Source organism: Streptomyces sp. JLBG701 (assembly GCF_058544905.1).
This window is the reverse complement of record NZ_CM178588.1, coordinates 10,678,772-10,705,041: the sequence shown is the minus strand read 5'-3', so window position 1 is coordinate 10,705,041 and position 26,270 is coordinate 10,678,772. Positions and strand designations below refer to the sequence as shown.

Here is a 26,270-nt window from a genome sequence, read left to right as displayed (position 1 = left end):
CTCGAATCCGGTCTCCGAGATCAGGCCCACGCCCAGTTTGAACCGCCCCGGGTTCGTTGGAGATCTCAGTTGGTGGCTGTGAGCTGGGGTTTCGTGGTTGCTCGGTAGTAGTTGGCTTCGTATTCAACGGGCGGAATGTGCCCTATCTCACCGTGGAGCCGGCGGTGGTTGTACCAGTCGACCCACTCGGCGGTGGCGAGCTCGACGTGCGAGAGCGTCTTCCACGGCCGCTGCGGTTTGATGACCTCGGTCTTGAACAGACCGATCGTCGACTCCATCAGCGCGTTGTCGTACGCGTCGCCGACCGAGCCGATCGAGGCCGCGATGCCAGCCGCGTCGAGGTGTTCGGCGAGGCGAAATGAGGTGTATTGCGACCCGGCGTCGGAGTGGTGGACCAACTCGCCAGGGGCCGGCGGACGGCCGTCGCGGTCGCGCTGCCACAGCCCCATGTCCAGGGCGTCCAGGACGAGTTGGGTCTCCTTCGACAACGACGCGGACCAGCCGACAATGCGACGCGAGAAGGTGTCCACGACGAACGCGACATAGACGACGCCCGCCCAGGCCGCGACGTGTGTGAAGTCGGCGACCCAGGTGCGGTTCGGAGCCGGGGCGACGAACTCGCGGTCGAGCAGGTCCGGGGCCCGGGCGGCGGCCGGATCCGGCATGGTGGTGATGACCTTCTTGCCGCGGACGGCGCCGGCGATGCCGAGCTCGCGCATGAGGCGCTCGATCGTGCAGCGGGCCACCTCGTGGCCCTGGCGGTTGAGCTGTCGCCAGACCTTCCTGGCGCCGTAGACCCGGTAGTTGGACTGGTAGACCTCCTTGATCTGTTCCTTGAGTTCTTCGTCCCGCACGGTTCGTGGCGAGGGCGCCAACCGGCGTTTCCTGGCTGCGTAGTAGGTGGAGGGGGCGATGCTGATGCCGTGTGCTGCCAGCACGGTGCAGATCGGCTCGACACCGCCGAAGCGGTCCCGCATCTCGTCGATGAACGCTACGAGCGCGTGTGTGGCCGGTCGAGCTCGGCCGCGAAAAAAGCCGAGGCCGCCTTGAGGATCTCGTTCGCCCGCTTCAGCTCGGCGATCTCCTTCTTCAGGGCCTTGACCTGCGCGGCCTCCTCGGTCGTCGTCCCCGGCCGCTGCCCGGTGTCGATCTGGTCCTGGCGGATCCACTTGCGCAGCGTCTCGCGCGAACCGATGCCCAGCTTCTCCATCACCGCGTTCAGCGCGGCGGTCTCGGTCGGATAGCCGTCGCGGATCTCCGCGACCATGCGGACCGCGCGCCTGCGCAGCTCGGGCGGGTACATCGAGGGTCGTGCCATGACTCGGAATCCTTACACGGAATCGAGTCTCCGTTCGAACCGGGGCGGTTCATGCGCTTTCGTCCGGATGCGGGGAGGCGCTGCGCGGGGTTCCGATGCGAGCCTCGCGGCTCGCATCCCTCCCCCAAGAGCGGTCACTCTCACAGCCAGTTCCGTGACCTTGCGCTCCAAGACGTCAGGGCGCGCAAGCGCCTCATTCCACCCACGGCTGGCCATCATCTCGACCTCCGCAGGTCCTTGATCCCCCGAGCTTGGGTGGTGAGAGCGGATAGCGCAAGATCCTTGTAGGCGGACACCTCGGGTCCCGCTCCGCGGACAGCTGATCTCCCTGTTCACAGGGCTGTTCGCGTGAATCCCGAATACCAATTCCGAACTGGTGATCCCTCCGGGGGTTGGCTCGGTGCTGCCACGCACGAGTCGAGCTGTCCATCCCGGAGGGATCGTTGAGGAAGTCTGACAGGGAGATCCTGGAAATCTTCGAGGCCCTGGATGCCACCGAGTGTGCGCATTCGGCCGCCCAGCTGGCGGGGGTCGATCCGAAGACCGTGCGCAGATACGCACGGATGAGGGACAGGGGCCGTCCGGTCGACGCGGCGGTCGTGCGGCCGAAGCTGATCGACCCGTTCATGCCGAAGATCGAGGAGTGGGTCGAACGCTCGCAGGGCAAGGTGCGCGCCGACAAGCTCCACGAGCGGCTGGTCCTTCTCGGCTTCACCGGCGACGAGCGGACCACCGGCCGGGCCGTCGCAAGGGCGAAGGAACGCTGGAGGGCCGGCCATCGCCGCACCTATCGCCCGTGGATCACCGAGCCGGGGCTCTGGCTTCAGTTCGACTGGGGCTGGGGCCCGAAAGTCCCAGGTCGCAGCGGCGGTCAGTCCCGCGAGACATTGCTGTTCTGCGCGTGGCTGGCCTGGTCGAGGTTCCGGGTGGTGATCCCGACCTGGGACCGCACTCTGCCGACGGTGGTCTCCTGCCTGGACTCCGCCCTGCGGGCGATCGGCGGGGTCCCGATCTATGTCCTGACCGACAACGAGAAGACGTTGACCATCGACCGGGTCGCCGGGATCGCGGTCCGCCATCCCCAAGTCGTCGCCGCGGGCCGCCACTACGGCCTGCAAGTACATACGTGTGTCCCGTTCGACCCGGAATCCAAGGGCGGTTCCGAGGCGACCGTGAGGATCGCGAAGGCGGACCTGGTGCCCACCGACGCAAACCTGCGCGGTGAGTACGGCAGCTTCGCCGAACTCCGCGGCGCCTGCGCGGTGTTCTGCCAGCAGGTCAACAACCGCGTCCACCGCGAGACCGGGAAGACCCCTTCCTCGATGCTGGACATCGAGAAGTCCCGGCTGCACCCGCTGCCGGCCTCCCCTCACACCCTCGCGCTCGGCGAGTCCCGCCAGGTGTTGCGGGACCAGACGGTCCGCTTCGGTCCGTGCGCTATTCGACCCCGCCCGGCCTGGTCGGCCAGGAAGCCTGGGTGCGGGCGGACGGCGACGAACTCGTCATCGTCGTCGACCTGTCCCACCTCGCCCACCGGCCCGAGTGGATGCAGGGCCCCGCGGGCCTGACGGAGGTCGCCCGCCACCAACTGTCCCTGCCCGGACGGCCGGTGATCGACCTCTCCCACTACCCCGATCACCCGCAGGAGATGGACGGCGGCCCCCGCCAGCCCAGGCCGAAGCCCGTCAACGACGCGGAGAAGGCATTCCTCGAACTCGGTCCCGGCGCGAGGTCCTGGCTGATCGAGGCGTCCGCGGCCGGCACCACCAGGATCCGGGTGAAGATGGCGGCCGCCGTCGAACTCGCCGCCCTGGTCGGCGTCGGGGAGGTCGACATCGCGCTCGGTCTGGCGGCGACCGCCGGCCGGTTCGCGGAGGACGACCTCATGTCGATCATCCAGCACCGCCGTCACGGCTCCCGCCCGGCCGACCTGGTCGTCGCCGACGAATCCCACTCCGTCCAGCCAGGCACCTCGGCCTGGGCCGACTTCGGCCGCAAGCCCGCCTGATCTCCCGGTCCCGGGCCGCAAAGCGGGCCGGGACCGGGGCCCTTCAACAACCACAACCGGAAAGGACGTTGATGATGACCGCACCCGTGATGGAGTCCGCCGAGGTCGTTCCCGCACCCGCTCCGAGCCCGCTTCCTCCACCGCCTCTGGCTCCGCCGATCCCCGCCGAGCTCGATTCCGTCCTGCGGCGGATGCGGTTTCCCTATCTCCGGGCGGCCGCCCCCGATGTCCTCGCGACCGCCAGGTCGCAACGCTGGGACCCGGCCGAGGTGGTGAGGATCCTGCTGGAAGCGGAGATCAAGGGCCGCGACGAGGCGACCCGCCGCAACCACCGCAAGATGGCCCAGCTGCCGTCCGGGAAGACCTTCGAGTCGTGGCGGGAGGCCGACTCCTCGATCCCGGCGCCGACCCAGCAGGCCCTGATGACGCTGGAGTGGATCTCCCGGGCGGAGAATTTGGCGGTCGCGGGACCCAGCGGTACTGGAAAGAGCCACCTGGCGGAAGCCCTGGCGAACAAGGCGATCGACCAGGGCATGAAGGTGTCCTGGTTCACCCTGGAGTCGCTGACCGCCCACCTCGGGCGGGCGACCGTCGACAACACGGTCTCCAAGGCCGTCGCGAAGATCACCCGGTGCGACCTCATCGTCGTCGACGACATCGGGATGCTGCCGTCCGGGCAGGCTGCCGCCGAGGCGTTCTACCGCGTCATCGATGCGGCATATGAACGCCGGTCCGTAATCGTGACCTCGAACCTTCATCCGTCAGGATTCGATTCGATCATGCCCAAGACACTGGCCACCGCCGCCGCCGACCGGCTCCTGCACCATGCCCACATCGTCCTGACCGAGGGTTCGTCGCTGCGGCTGACCCAGGCCACCAGCGGTCAGGGCGTCGTCCCGCTCGCCCCGGCCGGCTGACCGCCACCCGAGGGACGAAAAGTCATACCGGACAGGGAGATCAACTGTCCGCCAGCAAGGACCTGAGATGACCGCTCACCCGGACGGGCTGATGTCCATGGACACGTGGGGCCACAAGCGCGCAACAGCGAAGAGCGTCGAACTATCCGCAGGACGGAGATCTTTCTTCGGATGTATCGCACCGCCGATCCGAAGCCGCAGATCAAGGTGCGCCTGTCGGCGGACCGCCACTGAGCTGCTCAATGGGTGGGCGATGACTTCGGCGCGGATGGCCAGCATGTAGGAATTGTCGCGGTCGGCCAGGGCTGCTCGCAGCTAGGCGTTGGTGCCGTAGGCGGCATCGGCCACCACGATCGACGGCGAGATGCCCCAGCCGGCGGGGTGTGGAGCATGTCGAGGGCAAGGCGCCACTTCTCGCGGTGCGTGACCTTGGGCGGGACGCTGGTTTTCGCCCGGCGGTCGGTGTCCGACGCCCACTCTGTGGGCAGATTCCGGCGCCCTTGCAGCGGACAGGAGGCAGTATCGCCCGCCCGCGACATCCCTGCGATTGCCTATCACGGACACGAGATGGCAAAGACTGTAATTGCTGGATCGTGACCGGCGCGCCCGACATGAAATTCCTCACGCGAAAGGGCAGTTACTGGGGTGCGGCCAAGGGAAGCAACGTCAAGCTGAAATGCCCGCGTGTCCCGACTCTGTACTGTCCGCCTTCGTACTGTTGGCCGACCGGCCGATCAGTGCCTCACTGATCTCGCGCAGCTGCTCCACCTGGGCAGGGGTGAGACGCTCGAGGAGGCGAGAGCGCACACATGCGAGTTGGAGGGGAGTCGCCGCCCGCAGGGCATCTTTTCCAGCGTCGGTCAGCCTGGCGAGGACGATACGAAGGTCGATAGGATCCGGTGCACGCTCCACCCAGCCGTGCTCCTGTGCGCGGTCCACCAGGTGGGAGAGTCTGCTTGTTGATATCCCCATCCGCCGAGCCAGCTTGGTCAAGCCCAGTTGCCCCTCAGGAGCTTCCGACAGCCAAGAAAGCATCTCGTAGTGGATCTGCCACATGCCGCTCTCGCGTCGAAATTCCTGCCCGACCCGCTCGCTGAGCCAGCGCGCCGCACTGTTGAAAGCACGCAGAGACTGCTGCGCGTCAAATATGGTCGGTTCGATTCTCTCCACAGGGGCTCCCTGAATTTCGTGACGCTGCAACGCTCGGCGCCAACGGCCCGCAATAGCGACCCATTCGCCCAACAAAGCCAACCAGTCGAAGCTTCCCTTGCTATCCCGGCAACGGATGCGTTATTTGTGCAGCAGGCATGCTGATCGTGCAGGATCCTTGCGCATGCAACGCGCGCTCGATGGCCAGGTGCAGGCGCATCTTGACCGACATGCAGAGTCGGAGCCCCACTGCGGACGTCCGGCTGCGCGTCCCGGCCCTTGCGGGTGGCCTTCGGTTCCGGTGCAGCAAGCCAGCTTTGCGATGACGTTGGGGCCCCTGACCCACTGCGGCGAGGCATCAGCCAGACTGGCCCGCACAAGCCCTACCTGGCTGAACGGTGGGCGGAGGGCTGCGACAACGCGCAAACACTGCGCGATGCGATCCTTCTCAGGCCGGCCATGTCGCGTTACTGCCGCTGGTCGGCGGGTTGTGCGAGGAGTGCTCGGGTGAGGAGTCCGCTGGCGATCCCGAGGGCGGTGGCGGCGAGGGCCCACCACCAGGCCCAAGGGGTGAGTCCCATGGCGTGGTCGACGGACCAGCGGCCCGGTCCGGTCAGGGTGAGGGCTGCGGGGGTGACCACGAGGACGAGGGGGTATTCGTAGCCGTCGTTCTGGACCCAAAGACCGTTGTGCCACTTGACGGTGATCGCGACGGTCATCACGCCGATGGCGGTGACAGCCGCCAGCGGGGTAAGCGCCCCGGCGGCCAGCAGCAGGCCGCCGACGATCTGGCCGCCGCCGGCGGCCAGTGCGGTCAGGCGCCCACCGCGGAAACCGTCGTGACGGAACTCCTCGATGCTGCCTGCAATACCGCCTCCGTTGAGGCGGAAGCTGACTTTCTGGACTCCGTGCCCTGTGATCAGTAGGCCGATGGCCAGTCGAAGGATGAGCAGTCCGGCATCCACGGCGAGCTCCTGACTTCTAACGATATGAACGGGTGGGTGGGGTGGGTCAGAGGACGAAGCAGGCGTCGAAGATCTCCGGGCTGGCTTCGGGGGTGAAGCCTCGCTGCACACGCCACTGACGGTGCTGCTCGGATTCCGCGACGGCCTGACCGAGGAGTTCGGCCTGACGGGCGCCGGAGATGGTGGGCTTGACGGTGGCTTGGTAGCCGCCGAAGTGCGCCACCGGGCTCCACAACGGGCTGATCGTCGGGATTGGCTCGTCCAGGCCCTCGTACTCGCCCGTGGCGTACACGATCCGTCCGCCGACCACCGTCAGCAGCGACTCGATGTGCGGAATGTCCTGCTCGGGGACGGAGAAGAAGTCGTCGGACAGGATCGCCAGGTCGCCGAAGAAGCCTGGCGCCAGGATGCCCTTGACGTTCTCCTCGCCGGTCAGCCGCGCTCCGTTTTGGGTGTACATCGCCAGCGCGGTCTCCCGGCTGACCCGATTCTGCGGCGGGTAGAGCGTCAGGTCGCCGACGGTGCGGCCGGCCACCAGCCAGTGCAGCGCCACCCACGGGTTGTAGGAGGACACCCGGGTGGCGTCCGTGCCGGCGCCGACCGTCAGGCCCCGGTCGAGCATGGCGCGGATCGGAGGGGCTTCTGCGGCGGCGCCTGCGCCGTAGCGGCGTACGAACGCCTCACCCTGGAAGGACATCCGGTTCTGTACCGACATCGCGCCGCCCAGTGCCGCGATCCGGTCCAGGCTCTCGCGCGAGACGGTCTCGGCGTGGTCGAACAGCCACCGTGTGTCGGCCGGGAACAGGCCTTCGGCGGCCAGCTTCTCGAAGACCGACAGATTGCGGCGGATGGTCTCGTCGTAGGTGGCGTGCAGGCGGAAGCCCCAGCCGTTCTCCATCAGCAGCCGTACGGCCTTTTCGAACTCGGCCTCGTACTCGCCCAGCTGCGGGCGGGGTTCGGAGAAGTTCTCGAAGTCCGCTGCCGACCAGATCAGGTTCTCGCCCGCGCCATTGAGCCGCAGCCACTCGTCGCCGTCGCCGGGGCGGACCATCTCGATCCATCGCTGCAGGTCGGCGATCTCCTGTCCAGCGGTCTGCGGGAACAGGTGATAGGCGATACGCAGCGAGAGTTGGCCGGCCTTGGCCAGGTCGATGACGGTGCCGTAGTTGTCGGGAAAGTTCTGGAAGCCGCCGGCCGCGTCGATGGCGGAGGTGAGGCCGAACCGGTTGAGTTCGCGCAGGTAGTGGCGGGTGGAGGTCTTGAGGTCCTCACCCTGCAGAGTCGGGGCTTTGGCGAGGGTGGAGTACAGGATCAGGGCGCTGGGGGCGGCCAGCAGCATGCCGGTGGGTTCGCCGTCGTGACCGCGGACTATCTGCCCGCCGCGGGGGTCGGGGGTGTCCTTGGTGAAGCCCGCCGCCTGCAGGGCGGCCCGGTTCATGATGGCCGACTGGTACAGGTGCAGGACGAAGACAGGGGTGTCGGGGGCGGCGGCGTTCAGTTCCGCGACGGTGGGCAGACGTCGCTCGGCGAACTGGTCCGCCGACCAGCCGCCGACCACGCGGACCCACTGGCCCTTGGGCGTGCGGGCGGCCTGCTCGCGCAGCATCGCCAGGCCCTGACGCAGGGTGGGCACACCGTCCCAGCGCAGCTCCAGCACGTAGTTCAGGCCGCCGCGGATGACATGCAGATGGGAGTCGTTCAGGCCCGGCACCACGCGCCGGCCCAACGCGTCCACGACCCGGGTATGCGCGCCGACCAGGGGTACCACCTCGGCATCGTCACCGACGACGGTGACTTTGCCGTCCTTGATCGCCACCGCGCTCGCCTGCGGTCGACCGGGATCACCGGTGTAGACCTTGGCGTTACGCACTACCACATCGGCCGCACCGGCGACGGCCTCGGGGGTCAGACCAGCAACAGGCATTGTAGGCATCAAGCCCACCTCCATCGTTGTATGTCGAGTTCTGCTGCTCAGGGGCAGCAATCAGCTCCGGCCGGGCAGGATCGGGCGGTTGGCGTCCGGTGATCCGGTCGGCTTACGGCTTGTTCAGGCCGCGTCCGGCTCCGCGGCGGGAGCGGGCCGCACGGCAAGTGCGGTGGCGGCAACGGCAGTGGTGCTGGCGAGGAGAGGCCATCCGAGGCCGTGGTGCAGGACGAGCCAGGCGCCGACCAGCGCGCCAGCCAGCATGGCCAGGACGGCGGTGACCCGGCGGCCGACGCGCGGGTTGGTGCCCCCCGCGAGCGAGGAGTCGAAGGCCAGGCCGGTGATGGTCAAGGTCAGCACCGTGGTGGTCATGTCCGGCACCGCGAGCTTGCGTACCGTGCCGTTGCGCATGCCCATGGCCAGCGCGATGAGCGCGATCAGCTCGTACAGCCTGCCTGCGGGGGCAGTGAAGGCAATCACGGTGGCTGTGGCCAGCAGCAGCGCCTCCAGGACGAGGACGGTGCGGACCCAGTGGTGGCGCGGTCGTTGACGCATCGCGAGTTCGAGCCGGCCGGCGCCTACGGCTCCGGCCATGAACGCCCCCAGTGACACCAGGGACCCGGCCACGGAGAAGCCGGGGGCTCCGACCGCGGCGAAGCCCAGGATGACGACGTTGCCGGTCATGTTCGCGGTGAAGACGTGTCCGAGGCCCAGGTAACTGATGGCATCGATCAGGCCGCTTACAACAGTCAGCACGGTCAGCACAACCGGCAGAACATCGCTGCGGCCGTGCCGGTTCCGGGAGCTGTGGCTTGTTGGTTCGCCACTGTTCACGGTGACTCCTTGGAATGGTTGCCCGTTCGGTGGGCGGGGCGGCCGGTCCTCCTGCTTGGGTGGAGGCCCGCCGCCCCGCTGTACCCGGTGGGGCAGTGAGACAGGGGTCAGCCGGCAGCGTGGGCGCCGATGACCGACTGGGCGTAGACGACGCCGAGGCCGTAGGCGCCGCCGTGCTCCTTGACGATCTCCATGACCGCGCCGTAGGTCTCGCCGCGGGCCCAGTCGCGCTGCAGCTCGAGCAGGACCTGGATCCAGGTGACCGGGACAGCGCCGGCCTGGATCATGCGCTGGATGGCGTGCTCGTGGGCCAGCGGGCTGACACCGCCGGAGGCGTCGGTCACGACGTAGACCTCGTAGCCCTGGCCGAGCGCGGACAGCGCCGGGAGAACCAGGCACACCTCGGTCCACAGACCCGACAGGATGATCTTCGTGCGGCCCGTGGCCTTGATGGCCTCTACGAGCGCGCTGTCCTCCCACGCGTTCATGGTGGTGCGGTCGATGATCTCCTGGCCGGGGAAGACCTCGGCGAGCTGCGGCAGCAGCGGGCCGGAGAACGACTCGGCGGCGACCGTGGTCAGCACGGTGGGGACGTTGAAGGCCTTGGCGGCCTTGGCCAGACCCACGGTGGCGTTGATGATCGCGCCGCGGTCGCCGCTTCCGGTGCCGAAGAACATCTGCGGCTGGTGGTCCACGAACAGCATCACCGAGTTGTCCGGCGTCAGCAGGTCCGGGCTCGGAGCGGCGGTGACCTCAGAAATGTTGACCATGATGGCTTCCTCTCTGTGTTCATGTGCCTGTGGGGGTTCGGTGGCACGGTGCTCGGCCGGGGGGTGCCCGAGCGCGTTCCGGGCCTTGTCGAACAGACCCCGCAGTCGATTGGTGGCCGTTGACATGACGACCTCCCTTGACGCTGCCGGGCGGTTGGTTCCGACCCGGCCTGTGCACATCATTAATACCTCTTGCGAGCGAGATATTTCCATACAAGAGATTTAATTTTTGACGACCTCGGATCGACGTGAGAGGTACCTGCCGACATGGATGCCGACGCCGAACGCGGATGCCACGAGGAGGCCCAACCGCCCCCAGGGGTGCTTCGCGCCGCACGGGGCGCCCGGACATTGACCCCGAACGCCCTCCGCCGCAGGGCCGCGCCTGGGGCGGCCCTGCATCCAAGGGCCCGAATTGCCCGGCCGTTCGCGGACCTCGATCTCAGATACTTGGTCGCGATGAAGCAGGGAGTGCACGTGGACGATGCCGCCTACCTGTCCGGCCACCCAGGCATCAAAGGAATCGCAGCACCCTCGAACCGCACGCCGAGCGTGATCGACGTCCGAGGCCCGCGACTGGGCGGCGGCACCGACCATCTGCGACAAAGACCACAGGAAGGCCTTCGTCGGGATACCCAACGCGACCGGCACTCCCAACTCGGCACAGAAGAGCCCAATCCGCACTTCTCTCGTGCCCTGGATGATCCGAAAGGGAAGGGTGCATCGTGCCCAGCACCAACGTGTCGGCGCCCCATACGAGACGAGGCATCGAGGCCGGTCTCAGCGTGATGACGCAGCCGACAGCTGACGCACGGCCGCTCCCGCGAGTGGCTGTCGCGACCGGAAGTGCCCATACGCAACGACGACCACATTTTGGTTTCGCTAGCTAAATACTCTCGCGTGAGACATTGGGTACGCTGAACCCGGCAGGCGCAGTTAGTGGAGAGCGAGCGAGGATGTCCAGCAACGTCCAGCACGATCCGGCGGCCGCACGCGCGGCGGTGGACGACGACGAGATAGTGACGTGGTGGGGGTTGGTCATCGAGGGCTACCTTGTGACCAATGGCAAGCTCATGGATGAAATCGCCGAACGTTTCGCTCTTACGCCCGCGTCCTTCGACATCCTCCTGCGCCTGGTCCGCACCGAAGGGTTCCGGAAGCCGATGACCCAGCTGGCCCGGGAGGTAGCGCTGTCCAGTGGGGGGTTCACCAAAGTCGCCGATCGGCTCGTAGCGGCCGGGCTGATCAAACGTGAGCCGTGCGAGACCGACCGGAGGGTGACCTATGTCACCCTGACCACCAAGGGGCGCGGGCTTGCCGAACGTGCCCGCGCAGCCTGTGCCGACGTCCTGAGGGAACGCGTTCTGGCGCCACTGGGAGAGAAGCGAGCCAAAGAACTCGCCAATGCGATGCGCGTGCTGAGAGAGGCCAACAGCACGGAGTCATGAACGGGGCTTCTCCCGAACCCCGGCCCTGTCCGGGTGATCTTTGAGTATCAGCTCGCGGCCTCAGATGCGGTGGATCGCAGAGGCGGAAAATCGTGGGCTCGAATACACGTCGCCACACCCCACGCCGCGTACTGGTACTCGGTGCCCACGCGCGCGAGGCCACGTGTGCTTTCAGAGGGCGTGGCCCACTGGTCGTGGAAGACCTTCGCTGGACTGGTGGCGATCCAAGTCGCGCGGTCCATGGCACTGATCGTCGCGATCCGCGTGTTCCTGACCCCCGAGAACGCCGGCCTGTTCGGCTCGGCACGCGACAGCCTCGTGAACGTGCTCGTCGTGCCGGCCTTGGTGTACATCCTGTTCAAGATCCCTGTACCAGGGTCAGCACGGACCAGCGCCGGTGCGGGCAGTCGTACGGGACGCACCGGCACCAGCCCAAGTTACGGTTTCTGTCAGCGATTTCGTGAATGACCAGGTCGAGCCGCCGCTCCGGCGGGGCTTCCCTGGCCATCAGGGCTGCGTGCTGATCGCCCGGTGAGGAAGACTGCGGAGTGCCCCGCAACGCCGGCGGGGCACTCCGCAGTGCCTACCGCCGGTTAGGCGCAGCCGAAACCGCGAGGGTATGACGACCCGGTCTGGCTCCTTCACCAACGGCGCATCCGGATCCAGCGGTTCACCCTCGGCGTACCGCGCATGTTCACCGTGGCTCCGGAGGACTCCGGAGTCGTGGTTCTTCGCTCCAACTCCCGTACAGACCAGGTGAATGCGCTGCGGTCGCTCGATGTGGCCGAAGGCGGAGACCACATGGCGGCCGATATCTGGCGCATGTCCACAGGCCGCAGGCCCGTACCCCGCTGCTTCTGGGGCCAAAGTGTCAACGGAAGCCTTGATCGCTCCGGTCAGCTGAGGACGGACTGTCAGTTCCACGACTCAAAGTGAGTTTCCCCTGCCAGCTCCGCATCCCGTCGCGACGTCACACAGCGGGCAATCCGGCGGCGCGCGGACAACACTGGCTGCATCTTCTGGTCCGTGTCCAGGCTCCGGAACTGGCTCAGCCAACTATTCCTGGTCGTGGCCGACCCGGGTCGCGCGATCGGATGTAGGTCCCTGGCTGGAACATTTCCCTGGCGTGCCGAACAGTGCCCGATCAGTCCGCCGCCGACGCTCCAGCAGCAAGAGGAAGAACGCCCCTTCGGGATCTTCAGATCGAGGTCGCCGGCCTTCGTGGTCAGCAGTCGGACACCATGTCCGTTTGCGACAGATCGTGCGATGGTCGGAGTGCCCGCCCGGGGCGGCATCGATGGCCTCGGCCACCTCCGCCCCGATGAGCTCCTGCAGGATGTGCTCGCACAGCACCCCGCTTGCGTGCGCTGGTGCAGACACGCGGGCGGGGGCAGCGGTGAGCACGGGCGCCCGGTGCCCGCTCAGGTGTGAACCCGGGGATGGGGTCCGATGTGCGGTTCGCGGTGGAGTACCCGCATGTACGCCAGGCAAGAGGCGGGCGTCTGCCTGCCGACAGAACGAAGATCGGTGGGATCCGTGACGGCCGTCGGCCGCACCTCCTTGTGCGGCCGACGGACCGGATCTTGGGGCGCTTCCGGAGAAGCGGCCGGTTCAGACGGCGGCGAGGCCGGCCTTGAGGCCGGAAGCGATCTTGACGACGCGCTCGGCCTGGACGCGGGCGGCGTTGCGGGTGGTGTCGTCGACCGGGTTGTTGCCCTGGGCGTCGACGTGAGAGGTGCCGTACGGGTTGCCGTCGGCGAACTTGGCGGGGTCGGTGTAGCCGGGGGCCACGACGATGCCGCCGAAGTGGTGAACGGAGTTGTACAGCGCGAGGAGGGTGGATTCCTGGCCGCCGTGGGCGGTGGCGGTGGAGGTGAAGGCGCTGTACACCTTGTCGGCCAGCTTGCCCTGGGCCCACAGGCCGCCGAGGGTGTCGATGAACTGCTTGAGCTGCGAGGCGACGTTGCCGAAGCGGGTGGGGGAACCGAAGATCACCGCGTCGGCCCACTCCAAGTCGTCGGGCGTCGCAACGGAGATGTCGGCGGTGGCGGCGGCGTTGGCGGCCCAGGCCGGGTTGGAGTCGATCGCGGCCTGGGGGGCCAGCTCGGCGGCCTTGCGCAGGCGGACCTCGGCGCCGGCCTTCTCCGCGGCCTCGGCGATCTCCTTGGCGATCGTGGCGACCGTGCCGGTGGAGGAGTAGTAGATGACGGCGAGCTTGGCGGGGGTGCTCACAGCTGTGATCTCCGTTCGTTTGGTGTCTTGTGCGCGGTGTCGGTTGAAGATGCCCATGACAGCTTTCGCCCTAGTGCGGAACACTCATCGGGTGGTGGTTGAACCGTAAACCATATTGGTTGAACCGTAAACCACCTCGGCCCACATCTCGGCGGTGCGGGAATAGCCGCGCCTACGGATTGGTATAACGTTCAACTACATGTGCGGTCTGATGGCCCGCCCCCATCGACGACAAGGACAAGGACAACGCCATGGCCTCCGCCCTCGACATCCACCGCGCCGGCGAACGTTTCCACACCCGCGCCGGCTGGCTCGACTCCCACCACTCCTTCTCGTTCTCCCACCACTGGGATCCCAAGAACACCCACTTCGGACTGCTACTGGTCTCCAATGACGACGTCGTCGTACCGGGCACCGGCTTCGACACCCACTCCCACCGCGACATGGAGATCATCACCTGGGTGCTCGACGGCGGTCTGGTCCACCAGGACTCGACAGGCCACAACGGGGTGATCTACCCGGGCCTCGCCCAGCGGATGAGCGCCGGCGCCGGCATCCTGCACAGCGAGAAGAACGACTCCTGGACCCTCACCGGCGAGCTCGCCCACCAGGACCCCGTCCACTTCATCCAGATGTGGGTCGTCCCCGACGAGACCGGCATCAAGCCCGGCTACGAGCAGCTCGACATCAACGACGAACTCGCCCGCGGCGGCTGGACGACCCTCGCCTCCGGCATGCCCGAGCACAACAATCAGCGCGCCATCGGCATCCGGCAGAAGCACGCCGCCCTGCACGTCGGCCGCATCCGCCCCGGTGAGACCGTCCCGATCGTCACCGCCCCCTTCACCCACCTCTTCCTCGCCCGCGGCAGCGCCGAGCTGGAGGGGGCAGGCCCCCTGGCCACCGGTGACGCGGTCCGCATCACCGGCGCGGAGGGCCAGCGCATCACCGCGGGCCCCGACGGCGCCGAGGTGCTGATGTGGGAAATGCACGCTGCCGCGGCCTGACAACCCACAGACCCGGGAACGTTCTTCCCGCTGACCTGACGGGGTGTCGACGTGAAGTCCGCCTCGGCGTGTGCGGGGGGTCTGCCGGGCCGTGGCACCGCCGCCTCCAGCGCGGCTGTCCGGCCCTGACGGCGCAGCCGCTGCCATGATGCTCGATGTGGCGGTGGCAGCGCCCTGAGCCGCTCACGCAAGGGAGACGACGACCGACTTGGTCTTGGTGTACGCCTCCAGTGCCTCCGGGCCGGATTCCCGCCCGTAGCCGGACTGCTTGACGCCGCCGAAGGGCATGGCGGAGTCCCGCATGGCCCAGTCGTTGACCCATGCGGTGCCGGTCTCAAGTCGTGGGGCGACCCGGTGGGCACGGCTCAGTCCGGTCGTCCGCAGACCGGCGGCCAGTCCCTACGGCGTGCTCTTCGCGAGGGCGATCGCCGCCCTCGCGGTGGTGTTCAAGTTCGTCGAATCCGCCCAGGCCCGCCGGCACGCGGTCACCGGAGCGCGTCTCGTCGCCCTGGTCCGCGGGGGCGCCAAAGCAAGTCCCAGGTGGCCACCGTGGCACGGCGCAGGAGGGGCCCATGGTGAGCGAGTACGAAGGACACCAATACGTCGGTGTCGACCTGGACCGCAGACGGTCGGTGATCGTGCGTCAGACAGACGACGGTATCCAGCTGAGCGCGGTACGCATCCTCAACGACCCAGTTACCCCAGGCCTGCAGATCGAGCAGGCCGAAAGCCACCCGGACGTGGTACTGGAGGGCACCTACGGCTGGTTCGGGCGCGGCAGGCGCGCGGTCGGGCAATTGTCTGACCCCCTGCACGGCGCAGTCGTGGTTTTGATTGACCCGGCCTGCCGCACGTCGCACCGCTCCCTGCGGCCCCACGCCGCGAAGGAATGACCGGCAGCCGAGCACGGCCCTGCCCTCACGATGGCATCCCGCCGGGTGGTGCAGCCGATCAACGGACCGGAACTCGCAGGTCACGCCGGGCACTTCGACCGGCTGGGGCACTCCCGGCGTCTGACCGGGCCACTTCGCGTGACGCGCCGACGGGGAGATCGTCGCGAGCCAGGTACCGGAGGGCGGAGCGCATGATCGCTTGCACCACCTCGCGGGACGTGACCGCCGTCACCCCGTCAAGGGCTGGAGAACAACGACACCACAACCGCATCCCCGGCGAACCACTCCAGACACCCGCCGTCACCGTCTCCCCGGCGGCGAGCTGACCACCTCTACCCAGAACCTCGCATTATAGCCGGAAACAGGGCACTTCACGTACACCGCCCCTTCAGGAATGACAGATGTTCAGCTCCGCTGTTCGGCCTGTCCCTCGCCCAGGACGACGGCGCTGGTGCGGTTGGTGTTGGCGTCCTGGAGGCAGCCACGCAGGCGCATCACGTCGTGCGGCGGCAAGGCGGGGCGGATGACACCGGCGTAGACACCGTCCCGCATGTGGTCCAGCTGCGCGTTGTCGTTCTGGGCGGCGGTGGACCGGCGGCAGGTCTCCCACAGGTCGGTCGCGGCGAGCTGGACGGCCTGGGGACTCTGGTCGCCGTGGGTCTCGACCCGGAAGACCATGGTGGTGCTCCCCACGCCGGGGGCCGGTTCGGGCCGGGTCTGGGTCGCGTCCGCCAGGGCGTACCACAGCAGGGGCACCAGGAGCAGGCCGCCGACGGCCATCGCGACGGCGAGCGCCTTCCGGCCGGTGCGGGCCGGCGGTACGGCCGGGCGACTCTCCAAGGGGACGGTCGCGGTGATCGGCGGGGCGGTCAGCGCCGTCAGGCGTCCGGCCAGCCACCGCTCGGCGCCCGGCCGCGCGGTGGCTCCGGCCACCTTCTGGATGACCAGGGCAAGCCCGGACAGGGCCGCGCCGGCCACCATCAGCACAGGGACGAAGACGAACGTGCGGTGGGTGCCGTTCAGCTCCGTACGGTCGACGGCGGCAAGCCAGTTGAAGCGGTTCGGCACCGGTTCACGGGTCTGTTCGAGGCGCTTGCGCACCTCCTCGATGCGGGCGTCGGACTGCTCCAGCCGATCCTCCAGGCGGGTCAGGCGGGTGAGCAGCAGGACGGTGGCGAGGAAGACCTCGACAACGATGAGCAGGGCCGCGGAGATCAGGGCTCGCTGCCATTCCCAGCGGGTCAGGTAGAGCACGGTGTAGTAGCCGGCGTAGACGGCCGACAGACCGCCGAAGGTGTAGCCGACCAGTCTGATGACCTTCATGCCACCGACTCCTCACGTATCGAAGCGGGTTCCGACGCCATGCCGAGGGCGTCGCCCACGGTCACCTCTCCTGTCCCGCCGTCCACGGTCAGCGGCGTTCCGGAGGGGAAGCGGTCGACCGCTCCGGGCACGCCCACCGCGGTGGGCACCCGGTATTCGCGGGCCAGCACGGCGAGGTGGGACAGGGCGCTGCCAGTCTCCGCGACGAGCCCGGCGAGGCCCGGCAGCAGAGGGGCCAGGGCGGGGTCGAGAGAGCGGACGACCAGCACGGGACGGTCGGGGCGTGCGCCGTGGCCATCCCAGGCCGTACCTGTGCCAAAGCCGCTGCCGGCCCCCTGTCCCTCGCCCGAGGCCCGGTGTCCGGGCGGGAGTTGGGGCACGGGACGACCCTCGGCCAAGCGGAAGACGGCGGGCAGCGGACCGGTGTCCGGCCGGGGCAGCCGCTCGGCGAGGTCGGCCGGCAGTCCTTTGCCGTCCGCCGCCCTGACCAGCTCCTCCCAGCGCAACAGCACCGGACGGGACAGCCCGAGCTCGCACTCACCGGCGTCGAGTCGCTGCGCGAGCTCCCGCACCATCTGCGCCTGCATCTCCTGCACCCAGCGGATGCGTAGCCGCAGCCCTTCCCGCACAGGCAGCGCGCCCACGCCCCGCGGCGCCGTGGTCCACCCGATCTGTCCGGGCAGCGGGGGACGGTCGCCGAGGGTCGGAGGCAGCAGGGCCAGCAGAACAGGGTGGCGTTCCATGAGCTGCTCGTCGCTCAAGCCCCGCCTACGGCCCTCGGCCAGTTCAGCGAGCGCCTCCCCCGCTGCCGTGACACCGGTGCCCGCGCCGAGCAGCGCGCCCGCCAGGGACTCCTGGGCGTGCAGAGAGGACAGGACCTGTCGACCCCAGGCGATGGCGTCCAGCAGCTGCCCGCTGAGCATCTCCCGGGGTGGGGGGAAGTCAGCCAGCTGCCGGTCCGTGTCCGCCATGAGGTCGATCGCCAGCAGCGGCAGTGCCGAGCGCAGCCGGCCCGTGCGCCAGGCCGCGGACGCACGCCGTGCCCCCGGCGCCGGGTTGATGAAGTCCAGGACCGGATGAGCGGACGGTACGGCGCCCAGCAGCCGTAGATCGGCGGCGGCCCGTCCTTCCACGGTGGTCACCAGCGGAAGTCTGCGCAGCCGACGCCGCGGTGCCGCCCCGGCGATGTCGAGGGCGAGGGTGAGGCCGTGGGACATCGGGGCGACCCACAGGTCCTCCTCCAGCGGCTGGAGCACCCCGGGCAGGGTCTCGGCGACCGGACCGGGGCCCAACAGGCGTGCGCCGCGCGGCGGTCGGGTGGGCATCGCGGTGATGGGCCGGGCCTGGAAGAGCCACAGCTTTCCGTCGGCGTCGAAGCCGAACTCCATGTCCTGGGGACCGTCGAACGCCCGCTCGGTCTTCTTGGCCAGTTCCACCAGCTTCACCCGCCGCCGATGGGACAGGAGCCGGTGGCCACGTGCCTCGGCCGGATCGGTGCGCACCAGTCGGGCCAGGCGGGTCAGTTGGTAGCGCACGCCCTGGGTGCTGCCGTCGACGAGTTGGTGCGGTCCGCCGGGCACCGCGCTGATGAGGATCCGGTCAGTGCGGCCCTCGACGGGGTCGGCGCCGAACATCACACCGCCGACGGCGGATGCGAGCATCGGCTGCACCAGCACCGCCATTCCGTCATCGTCCGGGATCTCCCCCGGTGGGCGCAGCGGCCTGACCCGTCCGGCGGAGTCAAGGACGATCTGCACCGCGATGGCGAACTCCTCCCAGCCCCGTACGTTCAGCAACGACTCGAACCGCCCCGCCATGGAGGAGTCCTCGGTGTCCTCGTGCGCCGAGGAGGAACGTACGACCAATGGCCGCTCCCGGTCCTCCGGGCCGGCCAGCGCCCGCCAGGCGGAGCGCACCGCATCCTCCCCGGTGGCCGCCCCGGGCGCCCGATCGGCGGGCACCAGCACGAAGCCCGGCAGCACCGACAACCCCGCCACCGCGGCACGCGCCAGATTGGCTGCCTTCGCACCCGTGACGGCCGCGTTCTTGGCGTGTTCTGCGTCCAGCGGTACGACCGCCAGTTCCGCAACCTCGAATCCCATGGGCCACTGCTCCTTTCAAGAGGTCGACTGTGAAGAGGTGGAGAGGACGGGCACCGGATCTTGTCCGGGGCGCCGAAGGGCCTCACCGGACGCCACCACGGGAGCCAGCGTCCGCGCGCTGCCGCGACGGCGCTTGAGGATCCGCGCGGCCACGAAGAGCGCCACCGCCAGGACGGCGAGCACCGCCAGGCCGATCAGACCAGCCGAGTGCAGGAACTCCGTGGCGGCGGCTCCGGCGAAGTAGCCGAGGAGCACGTTGCCGATGCCCCAGGTCAGCGAGGCGAGAGTGCTGAAGACGAAGAAGCGGCGGTACGGCATGCCGGACGCCCCGGCGGCGAAGGGCAGGAAGGTCCGTACGAATCCGATGAACCGGCCCAGGACGACCGCCGCCCCGCCATGACGCGTCAGGAAGCCATGCGCCTGGCCGATCCGGGTGCCGGGCCGGATCCGGCGTACCAGTCGGGCGTTCGGGCGTCGCCCGTACCAATGGCCCAGGGCGTAGCCGAGACTGTCGCCGGTCATGCCACCGGCCACGACGAAGGCGGCGAGGAGCACAGGGTTGAGATCACCTCGGCCCGCGATCGCGGACGCGACGAGGATGACGGTCTCGCCGGGCAGCAACAGACCGATGAAGGCGCTGGTCTCACCGGCCGTCACGGCGAACACGACGATGTACGACCACCATCCGGCCGCCTCGATCAGAGCACCGACGTCCATGACCATCAGCCCGCCTGCCGCAGCGGTACGCGCTCCGAGGCGACCCCAGGCCGCGTCACGGCACGCGAGCCGTCCACGGCCCCGCCCGACTGCCTCTCTTCCCGCCCGGGGAGGCGCCCTGTGGCGTACCACGCCAGGAGCGGTCCGACTGCGGCCGGCAGGGCAGCGAGCAGAGGGCGGTCCGTGGTGGCTACCGCCGCCGCGACCGCGGACAGCGCGATCAGCATCACGCCGGTCCGGGGCCAGATCTTCGTGGTGGCGGTGGCAACCGCCCATGCCATCAGGACGTACCAGCCCGCATGTACACCGGGGAGCGCCAAGTAGTCGCGGATCAGGGACGTCTCGCGCACCGGCCATCCCCGCACCGCGGCGAAGACGCCGAGACCGGCCGCACCGGACAGCAGCAACGCGGTGGCAAGGCGCACGTAGAGTCCTTGGTCCCGCCGGGCCAGCCAGAGCAGAATCAGCACCGCCATGGGCACGGGGGCGAAGGCAACGATCCAGGCCAGTGCCTGTGCCGCAGCGTGTGCGAACGCCGCTCCCCACTCCGCGACGGACGCCCCGTAAGGGCCGAGACGTCCGGCGGCGGACGACATCCAGCCGCCCTCGGCGAAGGCCTCCGAACGGGCGGACACGGTGAGGAGGACGACATGCACGAGCAGCACCGCCACCACGCCCCCCGCCGCGCACAGCGGGATGCGGATCTCTCGCTGCGCGGTCCGGCCGGACACCGGCGTACGCCGTGTGCCACGGTCGCGGGGGACGTAGGTGACGACGCAGCTCATCGGGAGGCTCCGGTACCGTGCGCCGCGCCACTGAGGCGCCGCGCCCTGGCCGCTTCCCACAGCGGTACGACGCGATCGGTCTTCTGATCAACCGTTCTCGGCGAGGGGGACGCGCCGTCCTGAAGCAATGCGGACTGGGTCACGGCAGGCTCCTGATCAGTCAGGGGCGCGTCACTCAAGGGACGCGCCGACCACCCCCGTTCACTGATCAAGCCAACCGGGCAATACTCTCCGAGTATTTCCCGCTCCTTATATGACGTGCGACACTCGGCGGGCGGCTTCGGGTATCACTGGCCACTCAAGCCTTCGCAACTGACCGGCATCAATTCCTTGGCCTCTAAATGCACCGCGGCGAAGCCCTTTGATCCGGCCAGTCAGAAGGCGCCCTTCGGCGGCGAGGCTGGTGAGGGCCGAGAGCCCTTGGCAACGCTCTCGTCTTTACGCGATGTCTCTCGCTGCTCCTCGTGGCGTTCGTCTCGTTCGTCTTGGGAATCACGCCGCGCAGTCGGAACTCGATTCGCGCTCTCGTCGGCCTCTCGGTGCCGGTGATGAAAGGAAAGGAGCCCGCCCGAGAATAAGAGGGCAACCGGCGGCCGGCCCGCAACGAGAATCGGTCGCCAAGCGAACGTAGGTGCTGCCGCCATATTCGCTGCCAAGGAAACGCCGAAGCCAAGGATCGTTGCCGGCAGAGGCAGCCCGTCGACGGTGGAGACCGCTCAAACCGCCCGAGCCACCGGGTGTGCCTCGAGATCGCCGACCTGACAGGGTGAGCGAGGAAGTACGGGGCAGCTGGAGGCCGCAGTTGGGGTCAGCGCTCGAGCACGAGGGCAAGGCCCTGTCCGACGCCGATGCACAGCGTGGCGACGCCGGTGCCGGATTCCGCTGCAGCAAGCTGGTGGGCGACGCCGCCAACCAGGCGGGCGCCAGAGGCACCCAGGGGGTGGCCGATCGCGATCGCGCCTCCGCGCGGGTTGAGGATTTCGGGGTCGAACTCCGGCCACTCCGCGACACACCCCAAAACCTGTGCTGCGAATGCCTCGTTCAGCTCCAGGGTGGTCACATCGGTGAAGGTGCGGCCGGCCTTGGCCAGGGCCCGCTTCACTGCTTCGACGGGGCCGAGGCCGAAGTACTGCGGTTCGATGGCGGTGACAGCTGCGGCACTGATACGGGCCAGTGGCTGACGCCCGCACGCCCTGAGGCCTTCATCGTCGACCAGGAGCAGGGCGGCTGCGCCGTCGTTGAGGGGGGAGGCGTTGCCTGCGGTGACGGTGCCGTTCTCGGTACGGAATGAAGGCCTCAGCTTGGCCATGGCATCGAGAGAGGGGTTGTCCCGCACGCTCTCGTCACGGGAGAAGAGCACCGGTTCGCCTCTGCGCTGCGGGACCGGAACCGGTACGACCTCCGCATCGTAGAGGCCGTCCTTCCATGCCTGGGCAGCCTTCTCATGGCTGGCCAGCGCGAAGGCGTCCTGCTGTTCCCGGGTGATGCCGTGCTTCTCTGCGATCAGCTCCGCGCTCTCACCCAGCGGGATGGTCCACTGCGGCTGCATCTTCGGGTTGACCATGCGCCAGCCCAGCGTTGTGGAGTACAGCTCGGCGTGCCCGGCCGGGAATGGCCTGTCGTTCTTGGGCAGGACGTAGGGTGCGCGGGTCATCGACTCGACTCCGCCGGCCAGGGCAACGGAGGCGTCGCCGAGCGCGATGGCTCGCGCGGCTTGGATGACGGCCTCCAGCCCGGAGGCACACAATCGGTTGACTGTGACTCCTGGCACCGTCACCGGCAGACCGGCCAGCAGCGTGGCCATGCGGGCCACATTGCGGTTCTCCTCCCCGGCGCCGTTGGCGTTACCGAGGAAGACGTCGTCGATCCGGGCCGGGTCGAGGTCGGGTGTGCGGGCCAGCAGTTCACGGATGGCGTGGGCAGCCAGGTCGTCCGGGCGCAGGGAGGCGAGGCTGCCGTTGTACCTGCCGACCGGGGTACGGACGGCGTCAACGATGTAGACGTCGCGAAGACGGTCGTTGCTCATGCGGCGTCGCTCCTTCCGGCGGCCTTCAGCGCTCGCAGAGCGGTGAGTTCCTCGGGGGTCGGGGGTTCGGTGGTGATGACCTTGTCGGCGCTCTTCAGCTCCCAGCCGGTAGCGGCACGAACCTGCTCGACAGTCACCCCAGGGTGCACCTCGGTCAAGTGGAGTTCGGCGGTGGCCGCGTCGGGACGCAGGATGCCGAGGTCGGTGATGACAGCGACCGGGCCGGCGCCGGGCATGCCGAGCTTGGCCCGGTCGCCAGGGCCGCTGCCATGGCCGAGGGTTGTCATGAAGTCGATCTTCTTGACGAAACTTCGGGTGCTGTGGCGCAGCACCATCAGTACCTTGCCGCAGTTGGCGGCGATCTCCGGGGCTCCGCCGGCTCCGGGCAGGCGCGCCTCGGGCTTGTCCGGGCCGCGGTCGACGACCGTGGTGTTGATGTTGGCGTAGCGGTCGATCTGCGCGGCGCCGAGGAAGCCGACGTCGATCCGGCCGCCCTGCAGCCAGTAGTTGAACATCTCCGGCACGGAGACCACCGCGTCCGCGGTCTCGGCGAGTTCCCCGTCCCCGATGGACAAAGGCAGCCGGGTGGGCTTGGAGCCGATCGTGCCCGACTCGTAGATCAGCACCAGGCCGGGGTTGACGGTGGCGCGGGCGAGGTTGGCGGCCGTGCTGGGCAGCCCGATGCCGACGAAGCAGTTCCTCGCCCCGGTCAGCGCGCGGGCGGCGTTGACCTCCATCAGCTCGTCCCGGCTGAATTCCATGCTCTCGGTCATCGGGAGACCGCCCGGGCGCCGAGCACGTTCTCGTCGAGCCACGCGGTGAAGGCCTCGCGGTTCCGGGAGATCGGGTCCCAGTCCCGGTAGAAGTCGTTGTCGCGCACCGAGTATCCGGCCGCGTACGAGGGGTGGGCGCCGCCGGGCACGACGGCGACCACGTCGATCACCCAGGTAGGCAGGACCACGCCGCCCGGGTGGAGCTCGAGATCGTCCACGACCTCTTCCACGGTCACGAGGGACCGCTTGGCGGCGAGCACCGCCTCCTTCTGCACGCCGGTCAGGCCCCACAGCTGGACGTTGCCGTTGCGGTCGGCCTGCTGGGCGTGGATGACGGTGACATCCGGGTTGAGGGCGGCGACGGCGGCCAGTTCCTCGCCGGTGAAGGGGCAGACGACGGTGGAGACGGTGTCGGTGCGCTTTGGCAGGTCACTGCCGCGGTAGCCACGCAGGGCCGCGAACGGCAGCTTCTGTGCCCCGGCGACATAGCGGTTGGCCATGCCGGCGTGGCTGTGCTCATCCAGCTCCAGCGGTCTCGGCCAGCTGTTCTCCACTGCGTCCCGGAAGCGGTGCAGCGAGCCCACTCCGGGGTTGCCGCCCCAGGAGAAGACCAGTTTCCGCACCAGCCCGGCACCGATCAACTGGTCGTAGATCACATCCGGGGTCATCCGGACGAGAGTGAGGTCGGTGATCCGCTGGCGGATGATCTCGTGTGCGGCCGCGTACGGGATCAGGTGCGTGAAGCCTTCCATCGCGACGGTGTCCCCGTCATGGATCAGCTCCGCCACCGCTTCCTGCAGCGTGAGTTGTTTGGCCATCGCTCTTGCCCATCGTTCGCGTAGTGATCATTACTGCCGCTCGGGTCCCGGCCCCAGCCTCCGGCGCGGAGTCGCCTGCTTGGCAACCGCTCCTCGGTCCTGCCCGTGGTGCGCCTGACAGAGGCGGCCGGTGAGACCGGCGGTGCGGGGACGTGCCCTGCCCGCCTGCCCACTGTGCTCTTGGTGCGTCGGCCAGTGTTTTCAGGGGCGTGGCCCGGTCCGCGGCCCAGGGGCGCGCTGGGCACCCAGCCCGTGCGGACTAACTGAGGAGGAATCCCCGCATACGGCTCTCCGTACTGCGCGGCCTGGCAATGCCCAGGATTGTTCGGCATCGCTGCTGAAGAAGTATGGATCGCATCACCGCCGGATCTCCTGCACGATCCTGCCGCCGCCGCTGCACGAAACACGCGGCGGTGCCATCCGTGCCGGCGCAACTCGGCCAAATTCATGCCCGGCTGGGCATGCAGCACACGCGTGAGGTGCTCCTGGTGGGGGCGCGGACCCCTCCGGCTCCCCTGCCGAAGCACCGACTCGAGCGCCCCGCACCCTCCTCGGCGCCGCCGCGCCGGGCTGCGCCGCTTCTGCTGATCCTGCCCACGCGACATCTTGCGCGTTTCGTGCAGCTTCGACAGCACGATCGTGCAGGAGTTCTCCCTTTCGCGTGCTGATACTCCGTGCAGCCGGGGCGCAGCACGCAGAGAGCCGCTCGTGGGAATGCCATCCGCCTCCGCCACTCGCCATCCGACAGTCAGCCGGGGGCCGGCGCAGGTGTGTCCTCGGTATCGCGAACGACAGTCGCTGACCTCAGCGATGCCTTCTGTCAGCTTACCGCCGCCGAAACGGCACCCAGCGTCCAAGGAAGTTCACCGAGGGAGACGTTCATGAAAATGCCCACCAGCCGTCTAGAGGAGTTCGTAGTGCCCGAATCCGGCCCCGAAGTGCCGGTATCTTCGACCGCCGGATCCGCGCGGCGCTACGAGGTGCGCATCGTCGTGCTTCTCGCCCTCGGCTTCGGTCTCGTCGGACTGGACCGCAACATCATCGCCCCCTTGTTTCCCGCAATGGTCAAAGACCTCGGCCTGAACTACCAGGACCTCGGCGTCATCAGCGGCGTTCTGGCCATCTGCTGGGGCCTGGCATCGATCTTCGCCGGAAACCTCTCCGACCGCATCGGGCGACGCAAGATCCTCATTCCGGCGGTCGTCGGGTTCTCTCTCGTCTGCGGCTTCACCGGGGCCGCGTCCGGCATGGGAATGCTGCTGGTGCTACGCGGTGCCATGGGACTCTTCGAAGGCGCCTACACGCCGACGAGCATCGCGCACACCTCGGAGTCCTCGACACCGTCGCGCCGCGGATTCAACATGGGACTCCAACAGAGCCTGTTCGCACTCCTCGGCCTCGGCATCGGCCCGATCATCGCCACCCAGCTGCTCGTCGTGGTCCCCAGCTGGCGATGGGTCTTCTGCCTGGTGACACTGCCCGGGTTCGTCCTCGCCTTCCTGTTGTACCGAACCGTACGGGAGCCCGAGCACACGGCCGTCGCGAGCCGCGAGCGGGCAAGTGCCGAGGCCGCTGAGATGAGCAGGGGCACCCGCCCGGCCTGGCGCAGGGTCTTCGCCGAACGCAATGTCGTCCTGGCCACAGCCATGTTGTTCGGCAACTTCTCCTGTGTCTTCGTCATGATCACCCTCATGCCGAACTACCTCACCGACCATCTCGGCCTGTCCGCCACTGACATGGGACTCGTCCTGTCAGCCTTCGGATTCGGCGGGTTCGCCGGCTACGTCGCGCTGCCTGCGCTCTCCGATCGGCTGGGCCGGAAACCGGTTCTCGTCGCGGCCTTCGTCGTCGGCATTGCCGCGCTCGTCGTATTCCGTACCCTCGACGCGAACCTGCCGGCCCTGTACGTGCTGCTGTTCGTCGCCGCCATCTGCGAGTTCGGCGCCCTGTGCCTGCTGTCCGGCCCAGTGGTCACCGAGGCCGTGCCCTCAGCCCTGGTTGCCTCCGCAGCCGGATTGCCGATCGGCATCGGCGAGATCACCGGCGGCGGGCTCACTCCGGTCATCGGCGGGTTCATGGCCCAGCACTTCGGTATCCAGTCCATCATCTTCGTCGCGATCGTCGGCCTCGCAATCAGCTTGACGATGTCGCTGTTCCTGCGCGAAACGGCGCCCGCCCGGGTCAGGTCCCACAGTGACCAGGAGACAGCCCGCACAGGTGTCACCGGAGCCACGACAGGGTGACGACCGCCGCGGCGGTCG

The 26,270-nt window shown here is 68.5% G+C and carries 21 protein-coding genes and 2 pseudogenes; 7 read left to right on the top strand and 16 right to left on the bottom strand.

Annotated elements, in window-relative coordinates; all coding sequences use genetic code 11:
* Positions 1–65 precede the first annotated feature (65 nt).
* Positions 66–1,318 (bottom strand): IS3 family transposase gene (locus AC5DRG_RS48910; RefSeq protein WP_491806785.1). Its coding sequence is split into 2 segments (ribosomal slippage): positions 66–1,036 and positions 1,036–1,318, totalling 1,254 coding nucleotides; the frame shifts between segments, so codons are not numbered across the junction.
* A 443-nt stretch (positions 1,319–1,761) separates the two neighbouring features.
* Between AC5DRG_RS48910 and istA the strand changes: the two are divergent.
* Together istA and istB are read left to right on the top strand one after the other, a co-directional pair.
* Positions 1,762–3,326, top strand: a pseudogene (istA, locus tag AC5DRG_RS48905) (IS21 family transposase).
* A 74-nt stretch (positions 3,327–3,400) separates the two neighbouring features.
* Entirely contained in the window at positions 3,401–4,243 is an 843-nt protein-coding gene (istB, locus tag AC5DRG_RS48900) for an IS21-like element helper ATPase IstB (RefSeq protein ID WP_491806784.1), read from the top strand.
* Positions 4,244–4,482: 239 nt separating this feature from the next.
* Here istB and AC5DRG_RS48895 read toward each other — a convergent pair whose 3' ends face one another.
* From AC5DRG_RS48895 to AC5DRG_RS48870, 6 genes are all read right to left on the bottom strand, one after another.
* The gene (locus AC5DRG_RS48895) at positions 4,483–4,782 is read right to left on the bottom strand and encodes a transposase (protein WP_491806783.1); all 300 of its coding nucleotides are present in this window, start codon (positions 4,780–4,782) and stop codon (positions 4,483–4,485) included.
* Between the two features lie 127 nt (positions 4,783–4,909).
* Positions 4,910–5,413: a MarR family winged helix-turn-helix transcriptional regulator gene (locus AC5DRG_RS48890; RefSeq protein WP_491806782.1), complete on the bottom strand. Its 504-nt coding sequence runs from the start codon at positions 5,411–5,413 to the stop codon at positions 4,910–4,912.
* 446 nt (positions 5,414–5,859) lie between these two features.
* The gene (locus AC5DRG_RS48885; RefSeq protein ID WP_491806781.1) at positions 5,860–6,357 is read right to left on the bottom strand and encodes a DoxX family protein; all 498 of its coding nucleotides are present in this window, start codon (positions 6,355–6,357) and stop codon (positions 5,860–5,862) included.
* Positions 6,358–6,403: 46 nt separating this feature from the next.
* A complete protein-coding gene (locus AC5DRG_RS48880) occupies positions 6,404–8,290 on the bottom strand; it encodes an amidohydrolase (protein WP_491806779.1) in 1,887 nt (628 codons plus the stop codon).
* A 114-nt stretch (positions 8,291–8,404) separates the two neighbouring features.
* Positions 8,405–9,115 (bottom strand): YoaK family protein, encoded by a 711-nt coding sequence (locus tag AC5DRG_RS48875; protein ID WP_491806778.1) that lies wholly within the window; start codon positions 9,113–9,115, stop codon positions 8,405–8,407.
* Between the two features lie 107 nt (positions 9,116–9,222).
* On the bottom strand, positions 9,223–9,885 hold the full coding sequence (locus AC5DRG_RS48870) for a hydrolase (RefSeq protein ID WP_365411271.1): 663 nt from the start codon (positions 9,883–9,885) through the stop codon (positions 9,223–9,225).
* 956 nt (positions 9,886–10,841) lie between these two features.
* On the opposite strand from AC5DRG_RS48870, the gene AC5DRG_RS48865 reads away from it, so the two are divergent.
* Both AC5DRG_RS48865 and AC5DRG_RS48860 read left to right on the top strand, forming a co-directional pair.
* Complete coding sequence (locus tag AC5DRG_RS48865) at positions 10,842–11,333, top strand: MarR family winged helix-turn-helix transcriptional regulator (protein WP_491806777.1); 492 nt, start codon at positions 10,842–10,844, stop codon at positions 11,331–11,333.
* Positions 11,334–11,549: 216 nt separating this feature from the next.
* Positions 11,550–11,801: a hypothetical protein gene (locus tag AC5DRG_RS48860; protein WP_491806776.1), complete on the top strand. Its 252-nt coding sequence runs from the start codon at positions 11,550–11,552 to the stop codon at positions 11,799–11,801.
* Positions 11,802–12,944: 1,143 nt separating this feature from the next.
* On the opposite strand, the gene wrbA is transcribed toward AC5DRG_RS48860, so the two are convergent.
* Positions 12,945–13,565 (bottom strand): NAD(P)H:quinone oxidoreductase, encoded by a 621-nt coding sequence (gene wrbA, locus AC5DRG_RS48855; protein WP_491806775.1) that lies wholly within the window; start codon positions 13,563–13,565, stop codon positions 12,945–12,947.
* Between the two features lie 251 nt (positions 13,566–13,816).
* Between wrbA and AC5DRG_RS48850 the strand changes: the two genes are divergently transcribed.
* Positions 13,817–14,572 carry a pirin family protein gene (locus AC5DRG_RS48850; protein WP_491806774.1) on the top strand — a complete coding sequence of 252 codons (756 nt, stop codon included), beginning with the start codon at positions 13,817–13,819 and terminating at the stop codon, positions 14,570–14,572.
* 183 nt (positions 14,573–14,755) lie between these two features.
* Here the strand turns inward: AC5DRG_RS48850 and AC5DRG_RS48845 are convergent.
* Positions 14,756–15,001 (bottom strand): annotated as a pseudogene (locus AC5DRG_RS48845) (aldehyde dehydrogenase family protein); the annotation flags it as partial.
* A gap of 143 nt (positions 15,002–15,144) precedes the next feature.
* Between AC5DRG_RS48845 and AC5DRG_RS48840 the strand changes: the two are divergent.
* Positions 15,145–15,465: a hypothetical protein gene (locus AC5DRG_RS48840; RefSeq protein WP_491806772.1), complete on the top strand. Its 321-nt coding sequence runs from the start codon at positions 15,145–15,147 to the stop codon at positions 15,463–15,465.
* 405 nt (positions 15,466–15,870) lie between these two features.
* Here AC5DRG_RS48840 and AC5DRG_RS48835 read toward each other — a convergent pair whose 3' ends face one another.
* From AC5DRG_RS48835 to AC5DRG_RS48805, 7 genes are all read right to left on the bottom strand, one after another.
* Positions 15,871–16,788: a hypothetical protein gene (locus AC5DRG_RS48835; RefSeq protein ID WP_491806771.1), complete on the bottom strand. Its 918-nt coding sequence runs from the start codon at positions 16,786–16,788 to the stop codon at positions 15,871–15,873.
* Positions 16,785–18,890 carry a PEP/pyruvate-binding domain-containing protein gene (locus AC5DRG_RS48830; protein ID WP_491806770.1) on the bottom strand — a complete coding sequence of 702 codons (2,106 nt, stop codon included), beginning with the start codon at positions 18,888–18,890 and terminating at the stop codon, positions 16,785–16,787. Before AC5DRG_RS48830 ends, AC5DRG_RS48835 begins: the two co-directional genes overlap by 4 nt.
* Positions 18,891–18,905: 15 nt before the next feature.
* The gene (locus tag AC5DRG_RS48825; RefSeq protein ID WP_491806769.1) at positions 18,906–19,607 is read right to left on the bottom strand and encodes a DedA family protein; all 702 of its coding nucleotides are present in this window, start codon (positions 19,605–19,607) and stop codon (positions 18,906–18,908) included.
* A 5-nt stretch (positions 19,608–19,612) separates the two neighbouring features.
* Positions 19,613–20,392 carry a hypothetical protein gene (locus AC5DRG_RS48820; protein ID WP_491806767.1) on the bottom strand — a complete coding sequence of 260 codons (780 nt, stop codon included), beginning with the start codon at positions 20,390–20,392 and terminating at the stop codon, positions 19,613–19,615.
* 808 nt (positions 20,393–21,200) lie between these two features.
* On the bottom strand, positions 21,201–22,418 hold the full coding sequence (locus AC5DRG_RS48815) for a thiolase family protein (RefSeq protein WP_491806765.1): 1,218 nt from the start codon (positions 22,416–22,418) through the stop codon (positions 21,201–21,203).
* Positions 22,415–23,191 (bottom strand): CoA-transferase subunit beta, encoded by a 777-nt coding sequence (locus AC5DRG_RS48810; RefSeq protein ID WP_491806764.1) that lies wholly within the window; start codon positions 23,189–23,191, stop codon positions 22,415–22,417. The genes AC5DRG_RS48815 and AC5DRG_RS48810 overlap by 4 nt, the downstream gene beginning before the upstream one ends.
* Positions 23,188–24,009, bottom strand: a complete 822-nt coding sequence (locus AC5DRG_RS48805; RefSeq protein WP_491806763.1) for a CoA transferase subunit A — start codon at positions 24,007–24,009, stop codon at positions 23,188–23,190. The genes AC5DRG_RS48810 and AC5DRG_RS48805 overlap by 4 nt, the downstream gene beginning before the upstream one ends.
* Positions 24,010–24,890: 881 nt before the next feature.
* Here AC5DRG_RS48805 and AC5DRG_RS48800 point away from each other — a divergent pair.
* A complete protein-coding gene (locus tag AC5DRG_RS48800; protein ID WP_491806761.1) occupies positions 24,891–26,252 on the top strand; it encodes an MFS transporter in 1,362 nt (453 codons plus the stop codon).
* Positions 26,253–26,270: the final 18 nt, after the last annotated feature.

Excerpts from the sequence above, each read along its gene's own strand:
- AC5DRG_RS48880 (WP_491806779.1), bottom strand. The coding sequence starts at position 8,290 with ATGCCTACAATGCCTGTTGCTGGTCTGACCCCCGAGGCCGTCGCCGGT.
- AC5DRG_RS48865 (WP_491806777.1), top strand. The coding sequence starts at position 10,842 with ATGTCCAGCAACGTCCAGCACGATCCGGCGGCCGCACGCGCGGCGGTG.
- AC5DRG_RS48825 (WP_491806769.1), bottom strand. The coding sequence starts at position 19,607 with ATGGACGTCGGTGCTCTGATCGAGGCGGCCGGATGGTGGTCGTACATC.
- AC5DRG_RS48810 (WP_491806764.1), bottom strand. The coding sequence starts at position 23,191 with ATGACCGAGAGCATGGAATTCAGCCGGGACGAGCTGATGGAGGTCAAC.
- AC5DRG_RS48830 (WP_491806770.1), bottom strand. The coding sequence starts at position 18,890 with ATGGGATTCGAGGTTGCGGAACTGGCGGTCGTACCGCTGGACGCAGAA.
- AC5DRG_RS48815 (WP_491806765.1), bottom strand. The coding sequence starts at position 22,418 with ATGAGCAACGACCGTCTTCGCGACGTCTACATCGTTGACGCCGTCCGT.
- AC5DRG_RS48805 (WP_491806763.1), bottom strand. The coding sequence starts at position 24,009 with ATGGCCAAACAACTCACGCTGCAGGAAGCGGTGGCGGAGCTGATCCAT.
- AC5DRG_RS48840 (WP_491806772.1), top strand. The coding sequence starts at position 15,145 with ATGGTGAGCGAGTACGAAGGACACCAATACGTCGGTGTCGACCTGGAC.
- AC5DRG_RS48820 (WP_491806767.1), bottom strand. The coding sequence starts at position 20,392 with ATGAGCTGCGTCGTCACCTACGTCCCCCGCGACCGTGGCACACGGCGT.
- AC5DRG_RS48850 (WP_491806774.1), top strand. The coding sequence starts at position 13,817 with ATGGCCTCCGCCCTCGACATCCACCGCGCCGGCGAACGTTTCCACACC.
- istB (WP_491806784.1), top strand. The coding sequence starts at position 3,401 with ATGACCGCACCCGTGATGGAGTCCGCCGAGGTCGTTCCCGCACCCGCT.
- AC5DRG_RS48800 (WP_491806761.1), top strand. The coding sequence starts at position 24,891 with ATGAAAATGCCCACCAGCCGTCTAGAGGAGTTCGTAGTGCCCGAATCC.
- AC5DRG_RS48835 (WP_491806771.1), bottom strand. The coding sequence starts at position 16,788 with ATGAAGGTCATCAGACTGGTCGGCTACACCTTCGGCGGTCTGTCGGCC.
- AC5DRG_RS48870 (WP_365411271.1), bottom strand. The coding sequence starts at position 9,885 with ATGGTCAACATTTCTGAGGTCACCGCCGCTCCGAGCCCGGACCTGCTG.
- AC5DRG_RS48895 (WP_491806783.1), bottom strand. The coding sequence starts at position 4,782 with ATGTCGCGGGCGGGCGATACTGCCTCCTGTCCGCTGCAAGGGCGCCGG.